The sequence below is a fragment of the Sphingomonas sp. Leaf37 genome, assembly GCF_920939475.1.
Classification (GTDB): Bacteria; Pseudomonadota; Alphaproteobacteria; order Sphingomonadales; family Sphingomonadaceae; genus Sphingomonas.
Genome location: NZ_CAKLAX010000007.1, coordinates 42,411 through 64,801 on the forward strand (window position 1 = coordinate 42,411; position 22,391 = coordinate 64,801).

Sequence of the window (22,391 nt, forward strand, 5' to 3'; positions counted from 1 at the left end):
GTGCGGCAGCCCATCGGTAGATGCCGCACTTAGCCAATCATGGCATCGGGATAAAGCCCGGATGGATCACCTGCCGATAAGCAGCGCTTGCCGATCACAGCTCCGGGTACCGGACGCACCAGAGGAGAGTGTCGGGATACCGCACGAACAGGTGTCCCGGGATAGTGATCAGAACCTGATCTAGAAATTCAGCCCGAAGAATTCCTCGAGCTTCTCGCCGACATAATCGAAATGCTCCTGACCTAGCGCCGGGAAAAGCCCCAGCCAGAAGGTGTTGTTCATCACCTTGTCGGTGCGCGTCAGGTCGCCGACGACACGATAATTGACGTGCTCGAAATACGGCTGGCGCGTCAGGTTGCCGGCAAACAGGAGGCGGGTGCCGATCTTGTTCTGGTCAAGGAAGCGGGTGACGTCGACGCGCTTGGCATCGACTCCATCACGCAGCATCAGCGGATAGCCAAACCATGATGGATCCGAATTGGGCGTCGCTTCCGGCAGGATGAAGATTTCTTCCATGCCCTTCAGCCGCTCGGTGAGCAGCGCAAAGTTGCGGCGACGGGCCTCGACGAAGCCCTCGGCGCGATCGAGCTGCGCAAGGCCGCAGGCGGCCTGCATGTCGGTGATCTTCAGATTGTAGCCGAGATGGCTGTAGACGTATTTGTGGTCGTAACCGAACGGCAACGTGCCGTGCTGCTGGCCGAAACGCGAACCGCAGGTGTTGTCGCAGCCCGGTGCGCAATAGCAGTCGCGGCCCCAGTCGCGGATGCTCTCGATGATCGGACGCAGTTCGAGGCTCTGGGTGAACACCGCACCGCCTTCGCCCATCGTGATGTGGTGTGCAGGATAGAAGCTGACCGTGGCGACGTCGCCCCACAGGCCGACCTTCTTGCCGTCATAGGTGGCGCCCAGCGCATCGCAGCAATCCTCGACCAGCCACAGGTCGTGCTCGTCGCAGATGCGGCGGACCTCGGCGAGGTTGAACGGATTGCCGAGTGTGTGCGCGATCATGATCGCGCCGGTCTTTTCCGTTATCGCCGCCTCGATCAGGCTGGCGTCGATGTTGTAAGTCGGCACGTCGACGTCGACGAACACCGGGATCAAGCCGTGCTGGATCGACGGATTGACCGTGGTCGGGAAGCCGGCCGCGACGGTGATGACCTCATCCCCAGGCTTCAGGCGGCGATCGCCGAGCTTGTGGCTGGTGAGGCACGACAGCGCCAGCAGGTTCGCCGACGAACCCGAGGTGGTGGTGAGCACGTAGGGCGCACCGAGCAGCTTGGCGAGGCCGGCCTCAAATTCGGTGTTGAAGCGACCGGTGGTCAGCCAGCCGTCGAGCGACGCTTCGACCATCAGCTCGATCTCGGGTGCACCGATCACTTTGCCTGCAGGCGGGATCACGGTTTCGCCGGGTACGAACGGCTTGGGCGCGAACTGGGCTTCGGCATATTGGCCGACAAGCTGGCGGATTTGCTTGCGGAGGTCGTCAGCAGTCATGGAAATCGGTCCTATGCGGCAATGGGTTGGCCGGCGCGTGTGAAGCGCTCCAGCTCGGTAAGGCAATATTCGTGCATGTCGATCCCGGATAGCCAAGCGCGATGCCAGTCGACGATCCGGTCAAGTGCTTCGCCCAGCGACCAGCGCGGTTGCCAGTGGAGGCCAGTGCGCGCCTTCGAGATATCCAACTTGAGATAGCGCGCCTCGTGCGGCTGCACGCTTTCGTCGCAGGTCCAGTCGGCCCCGTCGCCCCACAGGGCGCACATCTTCTCGACGATCCACTGAACGGGTTGCGCATCGTCGTCGCGCGGACCGAAGTTCCACGCCTCGGCTGCGGCCTGCGGATCGTTCCACAGCGCCTGGCAGAGGACGAGATAACCACCGACTGGTTCGAGCACATGCTGCCACGGCCGGATCGCGAGTGGATTGCGGATCAGCACCGGCTTGCCGTCGGCGACGGCGCGCAGAATGTCGGGGACCAGCCGGTCGTCGGCCCAGTCGCCCCCGCCGATGACGTTGCCGGCGCGGCCCGAGGCGAGCGCGACCGGACTGTCCGCACCGAAGAACGAGCGACGATAGGCGGAGACGACGAGTTCGGAGCACCCCTTGGAGTTGCTATAGGGGTCGTAGCCCCCCATCGCCTCATCCTCGCGATAGCCCCACACCCACTCGCGGTTCTCGTAGCATTTATCGGTGGTGACGACGCATACTGCACGTACGTTCGCGGCCTTGCGCACCGCCTCGAGCAGATGGACCGTGCCCATGACGTTGGTGGCATAGGTGCCGACCGGATCGTCGTAGGAGGCCCGCACCAGTGGCTGTGCCGCCATGTGGATGACGATCTCGGGATCAGCCTCGACCAGTACGCGCTCCAGAACCTCGCGATCGCGGATGTCGCCGATGATCGAGGTCATGCCATCGGCAACGCGCGCGACGTCGAACAGCGCCGGGCTGGTCGGCGGGGCGAGCGCGAAGCCGGTGACCTGCGCGCCCATCCGCTGAAGCCACAGCGCCATCCAGCCGCCCTTGAAACCGGTGTGCCCAGTCAGGAAGACGCGCTTGCCGGCCCAGAAGGCGGAATCAACGGTACGGAAGGCCGGCTGGCTCACCATACGCGCCACGGTGCCTTCCGTCCGTCCCACAGTTCTTCAAGGTACAGCTTGTCTCGCAACGTATCCATCGGCTGCCAGAAGCCGTGATGCTCGAACGCCATCAGTTCGCCATTGCTCGCCAGATTGCGCAGCGGTTCCTGTTCCCAGATCGTCGCGTCTTCGGTGATATAGTCGATGACCTTCGGGCTGAGCACGAAATAGCCGCCGTTGATCATCCCGCCATCGCCCTTCGGCTTTTCAAGGAAATGCGTGACCCGCCCATCCTCGATGTCGAGCGCACCGAAGCGGCCCGGCGGATAAGTGGCCGTCATCGTAGCCAGTTTACCGTGACTGCGATGAAATTCGATCGACCGGGCGATATCGATATCGCCGACGCCGTCACCGTATGTGAAGAAGAAGAACTCCTCGTCTTTCACATGATCGGCGACCCGCTTGAGGCGGCCACCCGTCATGCTGTCTTCGCCGGTGTCGACGAGCGTGACCTTCCAAGGCTCAGCACGCTTTTCGTGAACGATCATTTCATTCGCCATCATGTCGAACGTCACATCGGACATGTGCAGGAAATAATTGGCGAAATACTCCTTGATGACATAACTCCGGTATCCGCAGCAGATAATGAACTCGGTGACGCCATGCGCTGCATAGATCTTCATGATGTGCCAGAGGATGGGACGTCCGCCGATTTCGATCATGGGTTTGGGGCGGACGCTCGTCTCTTCGGCAAAGCGCGTGCCGAGACCTCCGGCGAGAATGACTGCCTTCATTCTTTGTACCTTAATTTGAGATGACAAATGCGTCGGAAAAGAAGCGCCGCGTAGGCAGACCCTTTGATACCAACAAGTCTCGTGATGACGCGATCATTGAACTGGAGCCGCATGCATAAACGATTGTGTTTTCCGCGTCAAAACCGTCGTCGATCGCTGCCTGCTGCACATACCCCCGCTTGCCGTCCCAGTCGCGGCCCGGGCCCGATAGCAGGTGATGAAAGCCGATATCGAGCCTTAAAGCGACCGGATCCCAACAAAAGCTTTCCTGTTCGCGATTGCCCCAAAACACCCGGATGTGGTGCCGAGCTGCGCGACTAGGATCTGTCGCCAATTCTTCCAGCAGAGCCTTTACCGGGGCAATTCCAGTCCCGGTCGCCAAAAACGTGATATTTTGAGGAACATCATCGCGAAAGAAGAACGTACCCAGAGGTCCTTCTATGCGGATAAGATCATTCTCCTTGGCACGTCCAAACCAGTACGCGCTAAGATGACCACCAGAATAATACTTGATTACAAGTTCAAGAAGGCCATCTTCCCGCGGCGCGTTCGCCAGCGAATAACTACGTCTAACACCCTCGACTATGACATCAATATACTGTCCAGGAATAAACGCCAAACGAGACGTAGGCGGCGTCTTCAGGACCACCCGCATGATTTTGGGAGCAAGAAGTTCGAGCGAAACAATACGGCTCGGAATCGTCCTGATCTTCAGGCCTGCCAATCGCTCCAGCGGCTCGACATCGAGCACGACATTGCTCACGGCGCCGCGACAGCATGTCAGGATCAATCCCTGCGCAATCTCCGCATCGCTGAGACTTTCCGCTTCTGAGCGCAACGGCACCGTATCGCCGGACAGGGCTGGCGCCTTGCAGATACCGCATCGCCCGGTACGACAACTGTATTCGAGCGCTACCCCCGCCGCCCTAGCCGCATCCAAGATCGACACGGTGGGTTCAGCGGCAAATGATCGACCAGTATTCAGCGTAACGATAGGCATGTGTCGTAGCACCCTGTCATCTGTCATCGGCAGGTACGGCATTTGATTCCGACGGGACCCCATCCGGGGCCGTTTGCATCAATCGCGCCAATAGAACGGTTGCATCGAAAGACGACGCTTCCAGCGGGTCGACAGCCGAGCCTCCCGGCTTCCCATCTTGTAGCCGGCATATTTGGCAAAGGTGCGTACGATCGCGGACGGAAGCTGGAACGGATCGTGCCGCGCTAGATATGCGATTTCCGACTTGATGAATCGAAGCCCCTCTCCTTCCGCAGCGCCGAAGGCCTCGATCAACCAGCGATTGCGTCCATGGAAGACGCCGACATCGAAGTAACGGCGGAACTCTTCCACCAGTGTATAGCCGTGGCTGTGTGTTACCTCCGCATCGCCACGATAGGCGATACGCCAGCCATCGATCAACATGCGACCCGCGACGAGTTGATCTTCGGCAAAGAACGCATCCTCGGGAAAGCCCCCCACGCTGTGAAGCGCCGAACGCCGATATGCTGCGAATGAGTCGGAACAAAAGACCGTCTTGACGCCGGTCTGCTCACGATCCTGAAAACCGCGAACCGCGGATTGCGGTGGGTAGTTCATCAGACGCGCATGCCGCTCGATCCCGCGAGCGACCGTACGGGGCAATTGGCGACCATAAGCGACTCCGACTTGAGGGTCGGAAAAGGCATCGACGAGGCGCATGATGGCATCGTCGCGTTGCGGAATAGCGTCTTGCGTCATCATGACGATAACATCGGCGTCCGGTCGCATTTCGACCGCACGTTGACGCGTTCCACCATGGTTGAAGGTACTGCGATCGATCTCGACCACTGTGGCGCCAAAACTCCGAAACGCCTCGCGAGTGTCATCCGTCGATTGGGAGTCGATAACGAGATAACGTTCGGGCGCGATGCCTTGGCGCGCCAATGCCGGTAGCAGCGCCGGCAAGTGAGGCGCCGCGTTCAGCGTCGGTATCACGATCGTCAACCGACCCTGATCGTCCTGGTGATTCACGTTGGTCGTGGCCGCGTCAAAAGGCATTGTCATGCCGGATGACGAAAATGGTTCTGAACAAGATCCATAAGTCCTTACTCATCGACCAGTCGCGCAAATATTCCAGATCGGAAGCCAAGCGATTGGTCAGGTCGGAAGCAAAAACGGTGGCACCACGATAGCCACGAATCTGGGCGAGGCCGGTAACGCCCGGCTTCACGGCATGCCGATGCCGATACCGTTCATCGATTTCCCAATACAGCTGGTCCGCGGCGCGGGCCGACAAGGCATGTGGCCTAGGCCCCACGATACTCATCTCACCACGCAAAACGTTGAGGAGTTGTGGTAGTTCATCAATGCTATTCCGGCGTATAAAGTTCCCGACCCGCGTTACGCGGCTATCGGAACGCGTCGTCAGGACGCTCGCGGTTGCATCAGAGCGGTCCTGATACATGCTGCGAAACTTGAACATCATGAACAGCGCATTGTCGCGCCCGATCCGCTGCTGGCGGAACAATACCCCACCAGGCGACTCCCAACGGATGGCAATCGCCACAAGAACGAGAACCGGCAGCAGCATTAACAGGGCAAGGGAAGAAATGACGATATCAAACAGGCGCTTCAAGATGCGATCGCGGAGGTGAAGGGGGCCGGCGGATACGACCAACGTACGACGTAGATCGTATGTCCCCACTCCGATCATGCCAATCCGATCAACATCAGGTGCCAATATTTCTCCATCGACGGCCATACATTTCAGTACATGGGCCCAAGCGACGATATGGTCGTCGGGGCAGGACACCAGAACCCGATCGGCATGTGCAACCAGCTTCGCAAACTGATGGAAGTGCATGGGATCGTCGGTCTGGGGATTGAAACCAATCTGCCTCGCATCGACGACGATATCGCCATTGCCCGCCTGCCAATTTGTACCGTCATCCACGACAATAGTACTGAACGGCCGTCCCCCAAGCATACGGAGCAAGATTTTGCCCAATATCAGTCGCTCTGCGACGATGGCAACGATAGCTGATAATGTTCCCGTCCAAAAAACAAGCCTTGAGAAATCGGCTCCAATCTTGAACGAATACGCAATAATGAGCACACTGGCTGCGGCAAAAACTAAAGCCTGAACCGCCTTGGATGCACCGATTCGAGGATCCCTAAGAATTTGCCCGCTATAAGCATGGTTTACAATACCTGACCATAAATATATAGGCAGCAAAACTGTCAATATTGCAATTCCATGGCCAACGAACACTGAACCTATATAAAGGTAGTTTACATACGAAAAGCACAGAAGAAGTACTGCTGTATCGGCCAGCACCAACAGGCCATAGCAGCGAATGCGGAGAGCCTCCGTGCTATTTATCGATATTATATCAGCCTGACTGTCTGCAAGGCGCGCATTGTGAACATTCATCGAAATAAGTTTCCACAAAACTTTGTCATTGATGCTATCTGGGAGACTAGACTCCAAGAGCACTACCAGCCGTAAAGCGCTTTTATCTACAGATACATTATCGGCTTATCCACGCTGCTAGCATAACGACGGGATAGCAGTCTATTTCCGTTTTTTTATAGGTGGCATGATGGCCGCCCCTAGACATCGCGGGCACCTGGAAATTACCCGACGTCATACTATTCAAATCAATCGATCATCGATCTGAAGAAACCTGAGCGACCGGGGCGATCACCTGCGTTCCCGCTCTGGATCCGTCGTCGGCGGTTAATGCCAACGCTTGTGCCGGATCAGCTTCAGCAACCCTGTAACGTTCGACCCTTGTGGCGAGTCGACCACGCACCCGGCTGTCTACCCGGGTGGACAGCCTCCGATTGGACGGTGGTGCATCCTCGACCGTCGTACCGTTAAGACGAGCGCCATACGCCTCACGAACATTCGTCCGTGACTGATCTGCCTGCTCGGCAGCGGCGCTGCCGACAGCAATAGCGATGCCCATAAGACCAATAACAACAAAGCTCATCGGGTGAGCATACCCGAATGACAACCGTCGGACCAGACGGCGGTTCATATCAGCTAAGCTCGCCTGACCTCAAGCCCGCAAAACCGTATCTCACCATCGACACCATACCCACCGAACCCCGCAAAAGCGGCAGCTCCGGCCGGAATCTCGACAACCTGCCGAAGGTACTTCCAGTGTTCTGATACGAAATTTTGGTACGTATCGCAGACGGTCAGGAAGTCGCCACCACCATGCCGAATTTGATGTCCGTTCCCATCGAGGAGCACTACCGCCAAGCCTACATTCCGTCCGGCCGCCGATCGAACCCAGGCCTCTACGAGAAATTTATCGCCACCGCATACGCTGATGCCGGTATCTCGAATCGTCTCGAGCGAGGCCATATTGATCGTGAACAGACCGGCCGCCCCTTTGGCGGCAACCGACAACGACTTCGCATAAGATGGTCGCGGTGAATCGGACGTCAGGTTTGCGACGCCCGCCTTGTCGCCGATGAACCAGAATCCGGCAAGAGTGCGACATCCACGATCGATGCCGTGCCCTTCCAGAAGGTTCGATCCCCTCGTATCGAGAAAATAGCTTCCTCCAGACTCACCTTGCGGTCGCCACTGACAGCGCTGGAAGTGAACCAGATTATTGTTGCCAGCTGCAAGAGGAGCAAATTTGGCCCATTCTTCTATCTGGCAATTGTCGAGCGTAATGTCCGCTTTGTCTGAATCCTCAGGCCCAATTATCAAAGATCGATCGCTGAACGATCCGGTTTGGACATTGCGCAGCATCCGGCAATCTGACACCCGCAACGTTGTTCGAGCGGACGCCCCCTCATCTACGAGGAACTGACTTGTCATTGACTGCGTATTAAGGATCCTACCGCCCGTTATATTGAGTGTTCCACGAACTCGAAACGGTGCGCTAACTTCAACAATGCAATTGTTTACAAATACGTCCCCCCCGTTGACGATCGCGCAGACCGATGTCACCGCCGCAATGCTGTTCTGAATTTCACCCCCATTTATTACCAACGTGCCAGCCAGCGCTTCGAATGCACGATTACCACGAACATCAAATTGCCCTGGTCGATCGCGATCCCACTCCTCGTTGTGAGCTACCAGTTGCGGCATACTAAGAAATAATACGCCGTTCAGGTGGTTCATAAGCAGTGGTTTTTCCACACCTCTGCTAATGTAGCCGTATATCACGTTTTCCGATTGGGCAAACTTGCTGCTTGTTTGACCGATCAGCGCTCCATATACTATGCCACGTTTTGCATACCGTATTTCTAGCCCATATAACTGGTTATATTGTGAGGCGTCATCCTCATTATACCACCATAATGCGCATGCATAATTATTGTTGAAGTTGAGATTGATTTTAATTTCAAAAAAGCGCGACTGTAATCCCCGCATGTGGATAAGGCAGGGCGTTGCCGACTTTGCACCGCCAATCAACTCGGCATGATCAAAATACCAACTTGTCTCACCGCGCCGGGTATCTAGCATGGTAACTAGATACTGACCATTCGGGAAGATCAATGCTCCTCCCCCGATTGTCGAGTCGATTGCATTCTGTATGGCTCTGGTATCATCGATCTGGCCATCGCCGATCGCTCCAAACCATTTGATATTGATCGGCCCATCAAAAACCCGGAGCCAACGGCCTATCCCTTTATCATCTGCTTTATGGGGATTGATAACCGTTCCCCCATTGTCAAGCACCACAGACTGCGCGGCCCAGATGAAAATACCGCCTCCGTCGGGATTAGCTGAAGAATGGTAGCCTTGCACAAAAACAGACAGGCCGTTCTCATCGACGCGGGGCAACCAATTCTTTAATACCGCGACATTGTCGATTACTTGAACCACCTTCGATCTTCTAGCTTCCGTATTAAACCAATCCGCATCGCCTTGAATGGACCCGGAAAACAAAGCCGAAAACGACGCCAAGGATGTTCGCCTTGTAAAAGTCGGACTATCCACCACGATCTCCACTCACTTTGTCATCATTCTCAGAAACATCGGCTTTTCGAACATATATGCCGAGGCATGGGCAAAAGCATATACCAGCGCTTCCTTCATCTTTCGCCCATTCGACGTCAGAGATATTGCTATAAATATACCTGCGAAGGTTTTTAAAAAGCGAGCTGGCTGTCGTCTTTGTCCGAACCGCGCAATCTTGTTTATTCTTACTCGATTGAATACAGCAGCAGGCGTTTCATCATGCGAATGGGCGACGTCGAACTGGCTGTTATAAACGATTGCATGCCCGCGTAATGCTGCCGCAGCTGCCCAAATTTGGTCCTCGCTGGCGATCACATGCTCGAACGAGCAATCCTTCCACACACTGGCTCTAATGAGCGATGCTGCATTGCTGAATGCACCAGCCTTTTCAAGATCTACGATCTTGTCAGCGGTTATAGGAAATGTTCTCTTAAGGTACATGTTCTCATACGAATTAAACCCGGTGTTCGCATTAGGGACTTGTCGAAATGCCATAGCTGCTACGCCGGTGTTTTCATCCATATAATCTAAAGAGCTATCAATCATACTTTTATGGTTCAAAATCACATGCCCAGATAGGAACATGAAATATTTAGCGTTTGCTAGCTCGGCAACGAGATTGCAAGTCTTACCAAATTGGAACTCTGAAGGTGAAATGCTGTATATTTTGTGTGGTATAGGGCTAGAAGCCGCTATCTCGAGAGACCTGTCGGTCGAGCCGCTATCGAGGAATATGATGATACCCCGCCTCGAAGTAGTCTGATATGCAATACTGTTAATTGTATCGATAAGAGTCTTTTCCTCGTTTTTCATGCGGATGAGATAGGCCACATCATAGCCGTTTTGCGAAAGCGAGTGGGATTGGCTTATCAGACGTAACGTCGAAAATAGATCACTATACATTTTGTTGATTCCGCGACTGGATTTCGACTGAAGATTGATGTGCGCCGTTAGATTCATGGAAAACCCTTGAACCTGCGAGGGGAGCTTATCATCAGTCCCTCGATGATACTTCGCCCGTCAATCTCCGAGAGGGCTCTCGCCATGCTTGCGAAGTATGTCGTTGAACGCTTCGGTCATCAGCGCCTGCAGGCTCCTGCCCTGCCGGCGTGCCAACGTGTGCATGGCAAAGGACATCTCAGGGCTGAAAAATCCGGCAATCTGCTTTCGGCCCTGACGGCTGGCGGGCGTCTGGCTCGTGGAGCTGCCAGTTGCCGACGGACCAGCGATAGCCGCAGGAATTGATGCCTGCGGTGAAGAGGCGCTAACGCCCCGAAGATTGGCGAAACTCGGTTTGCGGCTCATGCTGCGGTCCTTTTGCGGGTCTGGCGTGGCACCGACAATCCTACCTGTCGACATGTCCACGCGTATAGTTGCCGGATATCGTCGGCAGCCTTTCCGGCCGGTTCGTATTCCATGACGGTCCTCCCCTCCCCGCTGGCATGACGGTAGACGGCGCGATCGGGGATCTGGATCGGACAGGGGGGGGTGCCGAAGCCTTCCACCAGTTCGCCTGCTTCCTGATAGACCCGTGGTGCGTTGGGTGACCCTGCGGTGAAGACGACGAACGCCGGCTTGCGAAGCAGCTGGACGAGCTTCGCCGTCGTCTGGATTGCCGACAGGTCGAATGCGCTCGGGCGGCACGGAATCAGCACCAGATCGGCGACCTCGACTGCGGCACGCGCGGCGCTGTCGGCGTGCGGAGGCGTGTCGATGACGATGAAATTCGCCCCCTGCCCGTGCGCAGCCTCGACCTTTGCGGCCAGGCGGGGCGGCGGGCTGTCGATCACCTCGGGCGGTGCATCTTGGCGCCAGGCCGCCCATTGGCTCGCGGTGGCCTGAGGATCGGTATCGATTATGAGCGCCACCCGCCCCGCGTCTTGTGCGGCCGCGGCGAGATGGAGCGCGAGCGTCGTTTTGCCCGCGCCGCCCTTCTGACTGATGATGGCGATGGTCAGCATGTATCCTTCTCTACGTGTCTACACCCCGACGTGGCAAGTGGTCGACAAGTCGGATTGTCAGCTATCTTGTCTCGTGCGGTTTGAGAATCTGGCAACGTCTGCACGAGGACCGGTTCGTTTTGCGCATGTGCCATCACAATCGAACCGGCAGTGATCTGCTCACCAACGCTCTACCAGTCATGACTGAAGCCCGGGGTTGGTATGGTGCCCCCTCGGGGCAGCCTTGCACAACCCTCCTGTGGTTGTAGTCATCGCGCCATAGCCGCAGCACCGAGTGGGTATGGCAGAGCGAGACGAACAGCGTCTCGTTGAGGCATTCGTGACGCAGACGGCCGTTCAAGCTTTCAACGTATCCGTTCTGCTGCGGCTGCAGGGCGCGATGTAGTGCCACTCACAGGCCGGTCCTGCGTCCATCTCAGGATTGCGCGCGACTTCGTAGATGCGTCGCTCGATCGGCCCCAGCTGGAAATAGGCCGCGGTATAATCCAGCACGTGGCGGTCAAGCAGGATCGCCCGGAACAGCCAGTCGCAAAGCCGGACCTTGACCGCCTTCAGCCGGCGCTCGCCGCCCTTGGTCGTGGCATAATGGAGCTTCGCCTCGGAGAGCCACGAGAAGAAGCCCCCCTCCCCTCCCCGCCCGCTTCGATATCAGTCTCGATCTGCGTGCCCTTGAGCCGATCGAGCGCCTCTTACAGCCGGCTGTAAGAGCGCGCCGAATGGTTGCTGCGAGTAACCGAGAACAGGCCGTGCGGTGAAGACGAAATCCTGCTCGACGCTTCCCCAGCCTCCAGCTTCGCCGCCATCAGGCTAGCGATGTAGAGCACGATCTCCTTGTCGTAGATCGTCGCGACACCGCTCGCCGGGGGCCGCACCTCAATAGACACCATTGCATGATCGTAGGTCAGCAGCTTTATCCAAGCGTTCTTGCTGAGCGCGAATAACGGGAACGCCATCAACGATCGCTCGCCGCGAATTCTTCCGTGCAGCGGGCTGTCCATCACGAACAGGTCGCCCTGCGGCACGGTGCTGGGCTTGCCGGACGGCGTGGCGGGGAAGCGGTCGAACGGACTATGGTCATTTCCTACTCAAAAGCAAAGATTTGGCACCCCAGACCGGATTACCGAAGGAAAATGGGTGATGCCGTCCATCATTCGTGCTTTCGAGTAGGAAATGCCCCGATCCGGAATGTCGTCTTCCGCGTAGGCAACATGTCGGTTTGTCGATATGTCGATCCGTAGACAGAGAGATGGGCAGGCCGCGAGGTGTCCGGCAAGGCGGATGCGGCCCTGGGGGAGGGACGACGGGGGCGACACGATCATGAACGCGTAAAAGAGCGCCACCACCATGGCAGGATTGGTGACGCTCGCCGCTTGCGGCGGAAACTACGGTGCGGAGGAAACGGCACGGCGAGGCCCGCATCGACACCTGTCCCGACGATCCCAAAGCTGGCCGTCAGCCTATCCGCGACATCGCAGACGACCAGCATCAGCGATGATGACTCGGGAAGGCCGCTCGGTTTCACTGCCGCTGTATCCGGCACGACCAGCGATACGGTAATCGCCGACCTTCAGTACGATCGTACGCAACTGGCGCTCGATGGCGACGTCATGCGGACGAGCGACGGCAGGCTACGCTGTTCGGTTCAAGCCTGTGTCGATGCTGGCGCAGGGCAGCCATACAAGCAATGTGACGTTCGGCGCGGCGGCACGGCCGCGTCACCGTATATCCGGATCGACGCAGGCGTTCAGCTATAGCCTGACCACGCAGCTCGCGGACTGGACGACCTACCAGCACAGTCCTGCGCACAGCGGTTACGTCCGGGCGACCTTTGACCCGGCATCCTTCCGCAAGGCCTAGGAATGGTCCCCGGCCGCCACGACGCGGGTCAGCGCGATCTCGTCCGTCAACGACCTTGCCTATGTCGTCGCCCAAGAACGCGACGGCACCGCCGTATTGCGTGCGCTGGCAACCAGTTCCGGCGAGCAGCGCTGGTCCTATACGATCGGCGCAGCGACCTATTTCAGTCCGCCCGCCGTCTTGTCTATCGATGCGGTCACCGGCGAATATGCCCCGCCACAGTCGCTGTTCGGGGCACAATGGTCGACGTTCCTCCGGCCGGTTCCGTACAGGATGGCCTGTACATGTCAGCGGGCTATCACGGCAGCGTCGTCTATGGCTTCGGCTATACCACCCGTACCGCCTGGGGACGGAGACCAAGGGGAGCATCTGGGACGGCGAGACGCCCGCGGTCGATGACGGCACCGTCTCTTATTATTCGGGCAAGGCGCTCGAGATGATCGACCGGTGGACCGGCAACATCCGCGCCAGCCTGATCGATCCCTTCTTCCAGAACAGCTTCTACAGCTATTATGGTGCCCCGATCCTGGGCTCCATGGGCAACGTCATGGCCTATTCCAGCCAGCGCAGCGCCTCGATGCCCTCGATGCTGGTCAACTGGTCGATTACCAATATGGCGTACGTCTGACGTAGCGCCAACACCTATTCGACCGCGCCGGCGGTGGGGAGAGGGCGGAGCTACCTGTCGCGCAGCAATCCAGGTGAGCTCAACGTGCTGGACGAAGCGACGGGACGCCTGCTGTGGGCTAGGCGCCTTCCATCGAGGAGCACATGATCGGCAATACGATCCTGACCATCAACCTCGTCTTCGTCAGCACCACCAAGGCCATCTACGCCATCCCTGTTCAGGGGAGCACGCACATGCCGGTCTGGAGCGTCACCGGGGGTGGCGAGATGGCGCTGACAGCGGACGGTACGCTGATCGTGACGGGACAAGAACTGGAATACGGTTATCCCTGGGCGCTGACGGCATATCGGCTCCGCTTAGCCGACAACCCTACATGTCATTGTGTTGACATGTAGGGTTGTCGTCATAAACCGTTGGAAATGTGGCCTTGACCCCGGATGACGACTGAAGGACAACCGGCCATTGATATGGGAGAGACCGGGCGACACCCGGCGCCGAAGGAGCAACCGCCCCGGAAACTCTCAGGCCAAAGGACCATGTCGACGCCAGGACACTGGCTGGACATCTGGAGAGTGACGCCATCCGGCGTCCGCCGACGGGATAACGATCTCAGGCGCAAGGGACAGATGGGGCATGCAGGCCGGTGACACCGGCGGAAGGACCGCATGCGCAGCCAACCCGTCACCACCCCGCTCGACCGCAATGTCGATCGTCCGATCAGCGTTGCCGAACTGTTCACGATCGGCATCGGCCCGTCGAGCTCGCACACCGTCGGGCCGATGCGGGCCGCGTTCGACTTCGCGCAGCGTACGCTGGGGCAGGGGGCACGTCCGCAACGCGTCACCTGCGACCTCTATGGTAGCCTGGCACTGACCGGGCGCGGTCATGCGACCGACACCGCCACGATCCTCGGTCTGGCGGGCTGGGAGCCCGAGCGGCTCGATCCCGACGCTGCAACCGGCATTCTGGCGGGTATCCGCGAACGCCGGCAGCTGCCCCTCGCCGGCAGTCACGATATCGCCTTCACCGAGACCGACATCGTCTTTCATCCGCGGCAGTTCCTGCCCGAACACCCCAACGGCATGACCTTCACCGCGACGTTCGCCGACGGGTCGGTGCATGGCGAAACCTATTTTTCGATCGGAGGCGGCGCGATCCTGCGCAAGGGCGCGCCGGCTGCAGCGACCAACGTTGCGGTCCGTTATCCCTTCACCTCCGGTGCCGACCTGCTCACGATCGGCGATGCGAGCGGCCTGTCGATCGCCGACATGGTCCGCGCGAACGAAGAGGCGTGGCGCGCACCGGCGGAGACCGACGCCTTCCTCGACGCGGTCCGCGTCGCGATGAGCGCCTGCATCGACCGCGGTATCGCGCAGGAGGGCATATTGCCCGGTGGCCTCAAGGTTCGACGCCGCGCGCACGCCATCGCGCAGGGGCTGACCGGTGACGTGCCCGGCAGCAACCCCGCCGAGGTATTCGAATGGGTCAGCCTGTGGGCCCTGGCGGTGAACGAAGAAAATGCCGCCGGCGGCCGTGTGGTGACCGCGCCCACCAACGGAGCGGCAGGCGTGCTGCCCGCGGTATTGCGCTTCTACGAGACACTGGTCGCCAAGGATGTTTCGGTCGAGGCGAGGGGGGAGGGCGCCCGCACCTTCCTGCTGACCGCCGCGGCGATCGGTATGCTGTACAAGAAACGCGCATCGATCTCGGCCGCGGAGATGGGGTGTCAGGGCGAGGTCGGCGTCGCCTGTTCGATGGCGGCTGGTGCGCTCGCCGCAGTGCTCGGCGGCAGCAACCGCCAGATCGAGAATGCCGCGGAGATCGGTATGGAGCACAACCTCGGCCTCACCTGCGATCCGATCGGCGGCTTGGTGCAGATCCCCTGCATCGAACGCAATACGATGGGTGCGGTGAAGGCGATCAACGCCGCCTATCTCGCGCTGCGCGGCGACGGCAGCCACATCGTCAGCCTTGATGCAGTGATCGAGACGATGCGCCAGACGGGCGAGGACATGCGCTCGCAGTATAAGGAAACAAGCCTCGGCGGGTTGGCAGTTAATGTGGTGGAGTGCTGAAGGCAGAAAATCTAGGCCACGTGGACAAAGGTTGACGGCTTGGTTCCTGATTGATTCAAGGCTGCTTTTTGGAGGCGGCGTTGGGTGAGCGGATTGGTCTGCTAGACGAGGAATGGGAACTCATCGGGCCGTTGCTGCCGACTGAGCGCGGTCGGGGCTGTCGTCCGGCGCATGACAATCGGCGGTTCTTCGAGGGCATGATGTGGATGGCCCGCACGGGCTCGCAATGGCGGCAGCTGCCGGACGAGTATGGCAAGTGGAACAGCGTGTTCCGCCGCTACCGGCGCTGGGCGACCACTGGCGTGTTCGACGCTATGCTGGAAACACTGACCAGCGTGGTGGAGCGTGATGCCAGCGCCGACATGATCGACAGCACGATCGTCCGGGCACATCATTGTGCGGTCGGCATAAAAAAGGGGCTCAGCAGGCAGAGGGGCTCGGCCGGTCGCGCGGTGGGTTCACCACCAAGCTCCACGCCAGGTGCGATGCCCAGGGCCGCCCACTCGCCTTCGTTCTGACGCCCGGGCAGACGCACGATGTCCAGGGCTTCGGCCCGCTGATGCGCATGATCGCGGATCGGATCGATGCTCTGCTGGCCGACAAGGGCTATGATGCCGACGCCATCCGCCAGGAACTGGCCGACGCCGAGATCGAGGCGGTTATCCCTGCCAAGCGCAACCGCCGCAACCCCGCACCGCACGACCGGGTGAAGTATCGCTGGCGCAACCGCATCGAGCGTTTGTTCAGCAAACTCAAGAACTGGCGCCGCATCGCTACCCGCTATGACAAGACCGCGGACTCCTACATCGGTTTCGTCAGCCTCGCCTCAGCATTGCTGTGGCTGCCCTTTGTCCACGTGGCCTAGACATATTCTTGTCAACAATTATACGTGTCGACATGTAGGCTGCGCATAATAATGCGCTTGGGTCTAGCTTGTAGCGACTAACAGGCATAGGATCGGCGATAAGTATGTACTGCTAATTTAGCAGTACTTTGGCAAAGCTCCGCACTGTCGGCCCGATATCTTCCCGCGCGAGTGCCAGCGCTAGGTTCGCTTGGATATACCCAGCCTTGTCCCCGCAATCATAGCGCTGGCCATCGAACGTGAAGCCGTGGAACGGCTGCTGCCCAATCAGCTGCGCCATTGCATCGGTCAGCTGGATCTCGCCGCCCGCGCCCTTCTCTTGCCTTTCCAGGACGCGCATCACCTCAGGCTGCAGGATGTAGCGGCCCGGGATCATCAGGTTCGACGGTGCGCTGCCTTGCTTGGGCTTCTCGACCAGCGCGGTCACCTCGGTCAGCCGGCCATCGACCGCACCGGGAGAAATGATGCCGTATTTGTCGGTTTCGCTGTCCGGCACCTCCAGCGCGCCGACGATGTTGCCGCCAACCTGATTATACGCCTCGACCATCTGCGCGATGAAGCCGGGCTTGCCGACCATCAGTTCATCGGGCAGCAGCACCGCGAACGGCTCGTTGCCGACAATCGCGCGCGCGCACCACACCGCATGACCAAGTCCGAGCGGCTCCTGCTGGCGCACGTAGACCGGCGATCCCGGCTTCTGCCGGATGCCGTCGAGCACGGTCAGCGATTTGCCCCGCGCGCGCATCGTGTTCTCGAGCTCGTACGAGATATCGAAATGATCTTCGAGCGCGCCTTTGCCACGTCCGGTGACGAAGATAATCTGCTCGATCCCGGCTTCCAACGCTTCTTCGACCGCATATTGGATCAGCGGCTTGTCGACGACGGTCAGCATCTCCTTCGGCATCGCCTTGGTCGCCGGCAGGAACCGCGTACCAAGCCCCGCCACCGGGAAAACCGCCTTGCGTATGCGCTTGATCGTCATCGTCAACCCTAAAAGACCCGTTATGATGCCTAATGAAAAGGTGCATGTATTGCACACGAATTATCATAACGGTTTGTGAATCGTCCCTGTGTTGCGCATGTCGCCGTCACCAAAGACGGGACCGGTTAGGAGTTTGATGGTCGAACCTGCCCTTAGCTATATGACTCGCTCGTAGTCGAGCTGAGCTTAGGCGCGACGTCTCATACGCTGAAGGCGCGTATCCGCTACTGACGGTCTCATCCGGATATGCTGGCTGTTGATGGCCGTAGCCGTGATCTGGAAAAGCTCACTTGCGATTTTAACTTTGGCAATGGCCAGTCGTCTGGTCAGCAAACGCATTCGACGGATGATCGATGGCGAATGAGCGTCCGGTCCGACCGGTGACTCAGCGGCTTGATCGTCCGATCGCCAGTGATTCAGGAAATGCGTCGGACAGCTCGCCTCCACGCGCCTAGAATCGCGGCATGGACACGCTCCCGTTCACCCCTGTCGAACTCGTCGCGATCGATGCCGCCCGCAACATCCGTCGGCGCTGGCGGATCGCGGCGTATCGCGATCTGTTCGGGCAAGTGATGATCGAAACCGGCTGGGGGCGGATCGGCGGGCAGGGGAGGGAGCTGGTGCGCAGCTTCGCCGACGAGGGCGACGCGTTGCGCTACGTCCGGGCGCTGCTGGTGCGGCGGGGGAGCGCGACGCGTCGGATCGGGGTGAGTTACCGCCCCATCAATCCGACGCGTCGAGGTGTCGACATGCCTACAGGCCGAGCGCCTTCAGCACCTGTGCCCAGCTCGCATATTTGAAGTTCTGCGTGTCCGGCGCGTTGTCGCCGTCCTGCGCCACGAACAGCCCTTTGGGGTAATCCGGACCGAAGTCGCCCAGCGTCAGTTCGATACCATCGGTATCGCTGGTGCCGTCGATGGCGCCGCCATCGATGCGGAAGCGGCCGGCGTAGGTGACGCCCGGCAGGCGGTAGAGCGTGTAGGCATTGTCGCCCTGGCTCGATGCGACGAGGTAGCCACCGGTGCGGCCGGACGGCGCCAGCGCGAGGCCCTCGGCGTCCGCGACCAGCGTCTTGCCGTCGACCTGCGCGATCGGGGTGGCGGTGGTGGGTGCAGCGGGGTCCGCGGCGAAGCGCCACAGGCCGACGTCCTCCTCGGCGACGTAGAGCAGCCCGGTGCGATCGTCGACGACGCAGCCCTCCGCCTGCGTGGCCACCGTCATGCTGCGCACCGTCGTCACGCGCGGGGAGGGGGCCGACACGTCGATCGCGACCTGGTCGATACGGCCGTCCTTCAGCACGACGAAGCCGAACAGCGCCTTGTCCCTGGCGCGTGTCCACAGGCACATGCCGTATGCTTCACCGGGGCCGACCGGATAGCGCCCCATCGGCACCAGTCGACGTGTCGACGTGTCGAGCGTGAACAGCGACACATGGGCCTGCGCCACGTCGGCGCGGTCGCTCGCCGCGGCGATCACGCGACCGCCGGATTCCCGCAGGTCGACGTTGTTGAGCCGCGCGGCGGGGGTGAAGGACACGCGCTTGCCCGTCAGGTCGTAGACGTGGATGCCGGCCTTCTTGTCGGTGCCGATGACGAGACTTCGTGCCGGATCGGCGCGGTTGCGCCAGATCGCGGGATCGTCCGCCGCATCCGCCGCGGTGTCGACCGGATCGGTTTCCGCGACGGCCGCGACGTTCGGCGCCACCTGCGACGGCACCGATGCCACCGTCGTGCAGCCGGCCAGCAGAAGGAAGGGGAGGGTGCGCCTCACAGCTTCACCCGCACACCGCCGAACAGCGTGTAGCCGAACTTCTCATATTCGTACGTCCGGTAACGCTCGCCGAAATAGCGCACGCCGGCGGAGTTGGTCAGGTTCTTGCCCTCGGCGAACAGGTTGATACCCTTGGTCAGCTGGACGCTGCCGGTGACGTCGAGCTGGCCGCGACCCTCCCAATACAGGTCGAGCGCGGGGTTATCGGCATTGATCTCGTCGAGGTAATCGCTGCGCTTGGTATAGGCGACGCGCAGGTTCACCGGACCGCGTTCGTAGAACACGCTGGCGTTCCACATATGCTTCGACTGGCCGGGCAGCGCGAAGCGGCTGCGGCCGGCATAGGCCACGTCGAACTGCGCATCGCCTTTGGTGTAGGTGTAGTTGGCGAACACGCCGAAGCCGCCGAGCAGGCCGGGCAGGAAACTCAACTGCTGCTGCCAGTTGACCTCGACGCCGTACAGCTTGCCCTCGCGCGCGTTGACCGGGCGGCTGAAGATCGCCGGCAGACCCTGATACACGCCGGTGCTGTTCACGGTGTAGCGATAGTCGGTCAGGTCCTTGTAAAAGCCGTTGACCGCGATCAGGCCGAGCGGGCGGATGTAATATTCCAGACCCGCGTCGGCATTGTTGGACATTGTCGGATCGAGGCCGGGCGCGCCGAATTCGACGCGCACGGTGTTGCCCTCGGTCGTCTCGAGCACGCGCGGCGCGAGCTGCGGAAAGTTCGGGCGGTTGATCGCCCGGCTCAATGCGGCACGCAGGATCAGGTTCGGCGTGAACGCCTGACGCAGCGTCAGATTGGGGAAGAAGTCGACATAGCCGCTCTTGCCCGATGCCGTGCTGACCACGCCAGTGCGCGAGACGATTGGTGCCTGGCTCTGGAAATTGGTCGTCTCGACGCGCAGGCCGGCGATCAACGTCGTGCCGCCCGACACGTACTTGCCCATGCCGAACATGCCAAGGATCTGTTCCTCGGCAGTGTAATCGGCGGTCAGCGACTGCGGCAGGCGGCGTTCCGATGCGGCCTTGGTCGCATCGAAATAGGCATCCGCAAGACCGGTATCGATGCGCTTGCCGAGGTCGTAGTCGAAGTTGCGCGAATCCTCATCCGACAGGAAGCCGGCAAGCGTCTGGCTCGGCGCGGCGGATGCGCGGCGATCGCGGAAGCGCTCCTCGTCGGCGTTGATGTGGCGCTCGCGATACTTGCCGCCGCTCGAGAAGGTCAGGTCGCCAACCGGCAGGTCCATCCGCACCGCGACGGTCAGTTCGTCGTTCTTCGTCGTGTTCGACCGGTAGGTGTTCTCGCGGAACGCATAGGTGCCGGTCTGAAGATGCTGGTTGCCGGTGAACAGCGAATAGGACGGCAGGTTCGCATTCGCGAAATCGTAGGACAGCGTCGGCCGCAACGTCGAGCGGAACAGCAGTTCGTCGCGACGCGGATAGGTCTGCGACGTCTCGCTATAGGCGACGTCGCCGCGGATCGTGCCTTCGCCCAGCCGCTGTTCGAACCCGCCGGTCGCCGACCAGATCTGGTTGACCTGCTTGCGGTGGCGCACCTGCTTCTCGATCCGCGTGTTGGCCCAGGTCGCGGCGCGATCGGTCGATCCGGCCTGCAACGTCCCCTCGCTCCACAGGATGCCGATCCGGTCGCGGAATTCGTCGTCCTCGAACCGGGCATAGGTGCCGCGCACCCACATCCGCGTCGCGTCGGACGGACGCCATTCGAACGCGCCAGTGCCCGCCATGCGCGTGCGCTTGGTGTCGTAGTCCTTGAACAGCGTTTCCGTCACGCGCAGCCCGGCGGGCGTTTGCGACCACGTATTTTCGACATTGTCGGGGCGGCGGTGCGTGCGCGAATAGCTGCCCGACAGCAGCAGGCCGAACTGGCGGTCGGCGCCGAAGGTGTCGCTGACCGCGCCCGAACCGCGATAGTCGCTGCCCTTGCCGAACTGGTTGTAGCTCGCGCCCGCCATGCCGGTCAGCGCGAAGCCCTTGCGATCGAACGCCGACCGCGTCGTGATGTTGACCGCGCCGGCGATCGAATCCGCATCCTGATAGGGAAGCAGCGACTTGGTCACCTCCAGATTGGCGACGATATCCGAGGGCAGGGTATCCAGATCGACCGCGCGCGTCGTCGGATCGACCGAGGGGATCTGGATGCCATCGACCGAGATCGCGCTGAATTCGGACGGCGCACCGCGGACGTTGATGTAGCGGCCCTCGCCCTGATCGCGCTCGATGCCGACGCCGGGTGCGCGTTGCAGCGCCTCGGCGATGTTGGGATCGGGGAAGCGGCCGATCGCATCCGCCGAGATGACGGTGATCGTGTTGTCGGCGGACCGCTGCTGGTTGAGCGCCCGCGCGGTATTGTCGAGCAGCGACGCGCCGGTGACGACGATGTCGGTCCCGGAGCCATCGGCATTCGTGCCGGCCGCGGGCAGGGTGAACGACACCGCGCTGCCCCGCTCGGCCGTGGTGACGGTGCGGGTGACCGGCGGGCGGCCGAGATAGTCGATCAGCAGCGTCACTTCGCCCACCGCATCCGGCGCGGCAACGGTGAATTCGCCCTGCAGATTGGTGGTCGCCTGCGCGCCCGTTCCCTCGACGACGACGCGCGCGCCGGGCAGGGCGACGCCGGTCGCATCGTAGACGCGGCCCGACACGATCGCGCCCGGTGCCGGCAGCGCGGCAGAGGCGGGGGCAGGGACGTCGTCCGCCATGCGAGGCGCGGCGAGGGCCGGCGCGGCGGAAACGGCGAGTGCGATGAGCGAGACACCCGCGAAGCCGCGGATGCCGGAACGAATGGCGTGCATGATGCTCCCCCCTGAGCGTGGGACGCCGGCGCCTGTCCGGCACCGGTCGTTCACCGCCCCCGTGGCGGGAGTTTGTTACGGGCGCATGCGATCGCGGT

20 protein-coding genes, 3 pseudogenes and 2 riboswitches are annotated in these 22,391 nt (G+C 60.3%); of the genes and pseudogenes, 6 read left to right on the forward strand and 17 right to left on the reverse strand.

Features of this window, described 5'->3' with window-relative positions; genetic code table 11:
* Positions 1–180: 180 nt before the first annotated feature.
* The 14 genes and pseudogenes from rfbH to LRA87_RS18470 all read right to left on the reverse strand — a co-directional run bounded on the left by rfbH (position 181) and on the right by LRA87_RS18470 (position 12,298).
* Entirely contained in the window at positions 181–1,494 is a 1,314-nt protein-coding gene (gene rfbH, locus LRA87_RS17880; protein ID WP_230782385.1) for a lipopolysaccharide biosynthesis protein RfbH, read from the reverse strand.
* Positions 1,495–1,505: 11 nt separating this feature from the next.
* On the reverse strand, positions 1,506–2,606 hold the full coding sequence (gene rfbG / locus LRA87_RS17885; RefSeq protein WP_230782457.1) for a CDP-glucose 4,6-dehydratase: 1,101 nt from the start codon (positions 2,604–2,606) through the stop codon (positions 1,506–1,508).
* Positions 2,600–3,370, reverse strand: coding sequence for a glucose-1-phosphate cytidylyltransferase (gene rfbF / locus LRA87_RS17890; protein ID WP_230782387.1), 771 nt, complete (start codon positions 3,368–3,370; stop codon positions 2,600–2,602). Before rfbF ends, rfbG begins: the two co-directional genes overlap by 7 nt.
* A gap of 10 nt (positions 3,371–3,380) precedes the next feature.
* On the reverse strand, positions 3,381–4,370 hold the full coding sequence (locus LRA87_RS17895; RefSeq protein WP_230782389.1) for an FAD-binding oxidoreductase: 990 nt from the start codon (positions 4,368–4,370) through the stop codon (positions 3,381–3,383).
* Positions 4,371–4,448: 78 nt separating this feature from the next.
* Complete coding sequence (locus LRA87_RS17900) at positions 4,449–5,414, reverse strand: glycosyltransferase family 2 protein (protein ID WP_230782391.1); 966 nt, start codon at positions 5,412–5,414, stop codon at positions 4,449–4,451.
* The gene (locus LRA87_RS17905) at positions 5,398–6,687 is read right to left on the reverse strand and encodes a sugar transferase (RefSeq protein WP_230782392.1); all 1,290 of its coding nucleotides are present in this window, start codon (positions 6,685–6,687) and stop codon (positions 5,398–5,400) included. The genes LRA87_RS17900 and LRA87_RS17905 overlap by 17 nt, the downstream gene beginning before the upstream one ends.
* 331 nt (positions 6,688–7,018) lie before the next feature.
* Complete coding sequence (locus LRA87_RS17910) at positions 7,019–7,393, reverse strand: hypothetical protein (protein ID WP_230782394.1); 375 nt, start codon at positions 7,391–7,393, stop codon at positions 7,019–7,021.
* Positions 7,394–7,398: 5 nt separating this feature from the next.
* Positions 7,399–9,285 carry a glycoside hydrolase family 55 protein gene (locus LRA87_RS17915; RefSeq protein ID WP_230782396.1) on the reverse strand — a complete coding sequence of 629 codons (1,887 nt, stop codon included), beginning with the start codon at positions 9,283–9,285 and terminating at the stop codon, positions 7,399–7,401.
* Positions 9,286–9,330: 45 nt separating this feature from the next.
* The gene (locus LRA87_RS17920) at positions 9,331–10,299 is read right to left on the reverse strand and encodes a glycosyltransferase family A protein (RefSeq protein WP_230782398.1); all 969 of its coding nucleotides are present in this window, start codon (positions 10,297–10,299) and stop codon (positions 9,331–9,333) included.
* 60 nt (positions 10,300–10,359) lie between these two features.
* Positions 10,360–10,644 (reverse strand): ribbon-helix-helix domain-containing protein, encoded by a 285-nt coding sequence (locus LRA87_RS17925; RefSeq protein ID WP_230782401.1) that lies wholly within the window; start codon positions 10,642–10,644, stop codon positions 10,360–10,362.
* Positions 10,641–11,300 carry a ParA family partition ATPase gene (parA, locus tag LRA87_RS17930; protein ID WP_230782402.1) on the reverse strand — a complete coding sequence of 220 codons (660 nt, stop codon included), beginning with the start codon at positions 11,298–11,300 and terminating at the stop codon, positions 10,641–10,643. Before parA ends, LRA87_RS17925 begins: the two co-directional genes overlap by 4 nt.
* A gap of 232 nt (positions 11,301–11,532) precedes the next feature.
* A pseudogene (locus LRA87_RS17935) lies at positions 11,533–11,749 on the reverse strand (integrase core domain-containing protein); the annotation flags it as partial.
* Between the two features lie 31 nt (positions 11,750–11,780).
* Positions 11,781–11,855: pseudogene (locus LRA87_RS18465) on the reverse strand (hypothetical protein); the annotation flags it as partial.
* A gap of 134 nt (positions 11,856–11,989) precedes the next feature.
* Positions 11,990–12,298, reverse strand: coding sequence for a replication initiator protein A (locus LRA87_RS18470; RefSeq protein ID WP_329958612.1), 309 nt, complete (start codon positions 12,296–12,298; stop codon positions 11,990–11,992).
* 598 nt (positions 12,299–12,896) lie between these two features.
* Here LRA87_RS18470 and LRA87_RS17945 point away from each other — a divergent pair.
* The 5 genes and pseudogenes from LRA87_RS17945 (at position 12,897) to LRA87_RS17965 (ending at position 16,725) form a co-directional block, all read left to right on the forward strand.
* Positions 12,897–13,157: a hypothetical protein gene (locus LRA87_RS17945; protein ID WP_230782408.1), complete on the forward strand. Its 261-nt coding sequence runs from the start codon at positions 12,897–12,899 to the stop codon at positions 13,155–13,157.
* A 436-nt stretch (positions 13,158–13,593) separates the two neighbouring features.
* Positions 13,594–13,785, forward strand: a complete 192-nt coding sequence (locus LRA87_RS17950; protein WP_230782410.1) for a hypothetical protein — start codon at positions 13,594–13,596, stop codon at positions 13,783–13,785.
* A gap of 143 nt (positions 13,786–13,928) precedes the next feature.
* Entirely contained in the window at positions 13,929–14,180 is a 252-nt protein-coding gene (locus LRA87_RS17955) for a hypothetical protein (RefSeq protein ID WP_230782412.1), read from the forward strand.
* 63 nt (positions 14,181–14,243) lie between these two features.
* Positions 14,244–14,332: riboswitch (glycine riboswitch) on the forward strand.
* Positions 14,333–14,340: 8 nt separating this feature from the next.
* Positions 14,341–14,421, forward strand: a riboswitch (glycine riboswitch).
* A gap of 29 nt (positions 14,422–14,450) precedes the next feature.
* Positions 14,451–15,860, forward strand: coding sequence for an L-serine ammonia-lyase (locus tag LRA87_RS17960; protein ID WP_230782420.1), 1,410 nt, complete (start codon positions 14,451–14,453; stop codon positions 15,858–15,860).
* Positions 15,861–15,991: 131 nt separating this feature from the next.
* Positions 15,992–16,725 (forward strand): annotated as a pseudogene (locus LRA87_RS17965) (IS5 family transposase).
* Between the two features lie 112 nt (positions 16,726–16,837).
* On the opposite strand, the gene galU reads toward LRA87_RS17965, so the two are convergent.
* Positions 16,838–17,707, reverse strand: a complete 870-nt coding sequence (galU, locus tag LRA87_RS17970) for a UTP--glucose-1-phosphate uridylyltransferase GalU (protein ID WP_230782422.1) — start codon at positions 17,705–17,707, stop codon at positions 16,838–16,840.
* Between the two features lie 464 nt (positions 17,708–18,171).
* On the opposite strand from galU, the gene LRA87_RS17975 reads away from it, so the two are divergent.
* The gene (locus LRA87_RS17975; protein WP_230782424.1) at positions 18,172–18,507 is read left to right on the forward strand and encodes a WGR domain-containing protein; all 336 of its coding nucleotides are present in this window, start codon (positions 18,172–18,174) and stop codon (positions 18,505–18,507) included.
* Here the strand turns inward: LRA87_RS17975 and LRA87_RS17980 are convergent.
* Positions 18,461–19,477, reverse strand: a complete 1,017-nt coding sequence (locus LRA87_RS17980) for a phytase (RefSeq protein ID WP_230782427.1) — start codon at positions 19,475–19,477, stop codon at positions 18,461–18,463. The genes LRA87_RS17975 and LRA87_RS17980 overlap by 47 nt on opposite strands.
* Positions 19,474–22,293, reverse strand: coding sequence for a TonB-dependent receptor (locus LRA87_RS17985; protein WP_230782429.1), 2,820 nt, complete (start codon positions 22,291–22,293; stop codon positions 19,474–19,476). The genes LRA87_RS17980 and LRA87_RS17985 overlap by 4 nt, the downstream gene beginning before the upstream one ends.
* Between the last annotated feature and the right edge of the window lie 98 nt (positions 22,294–22,391).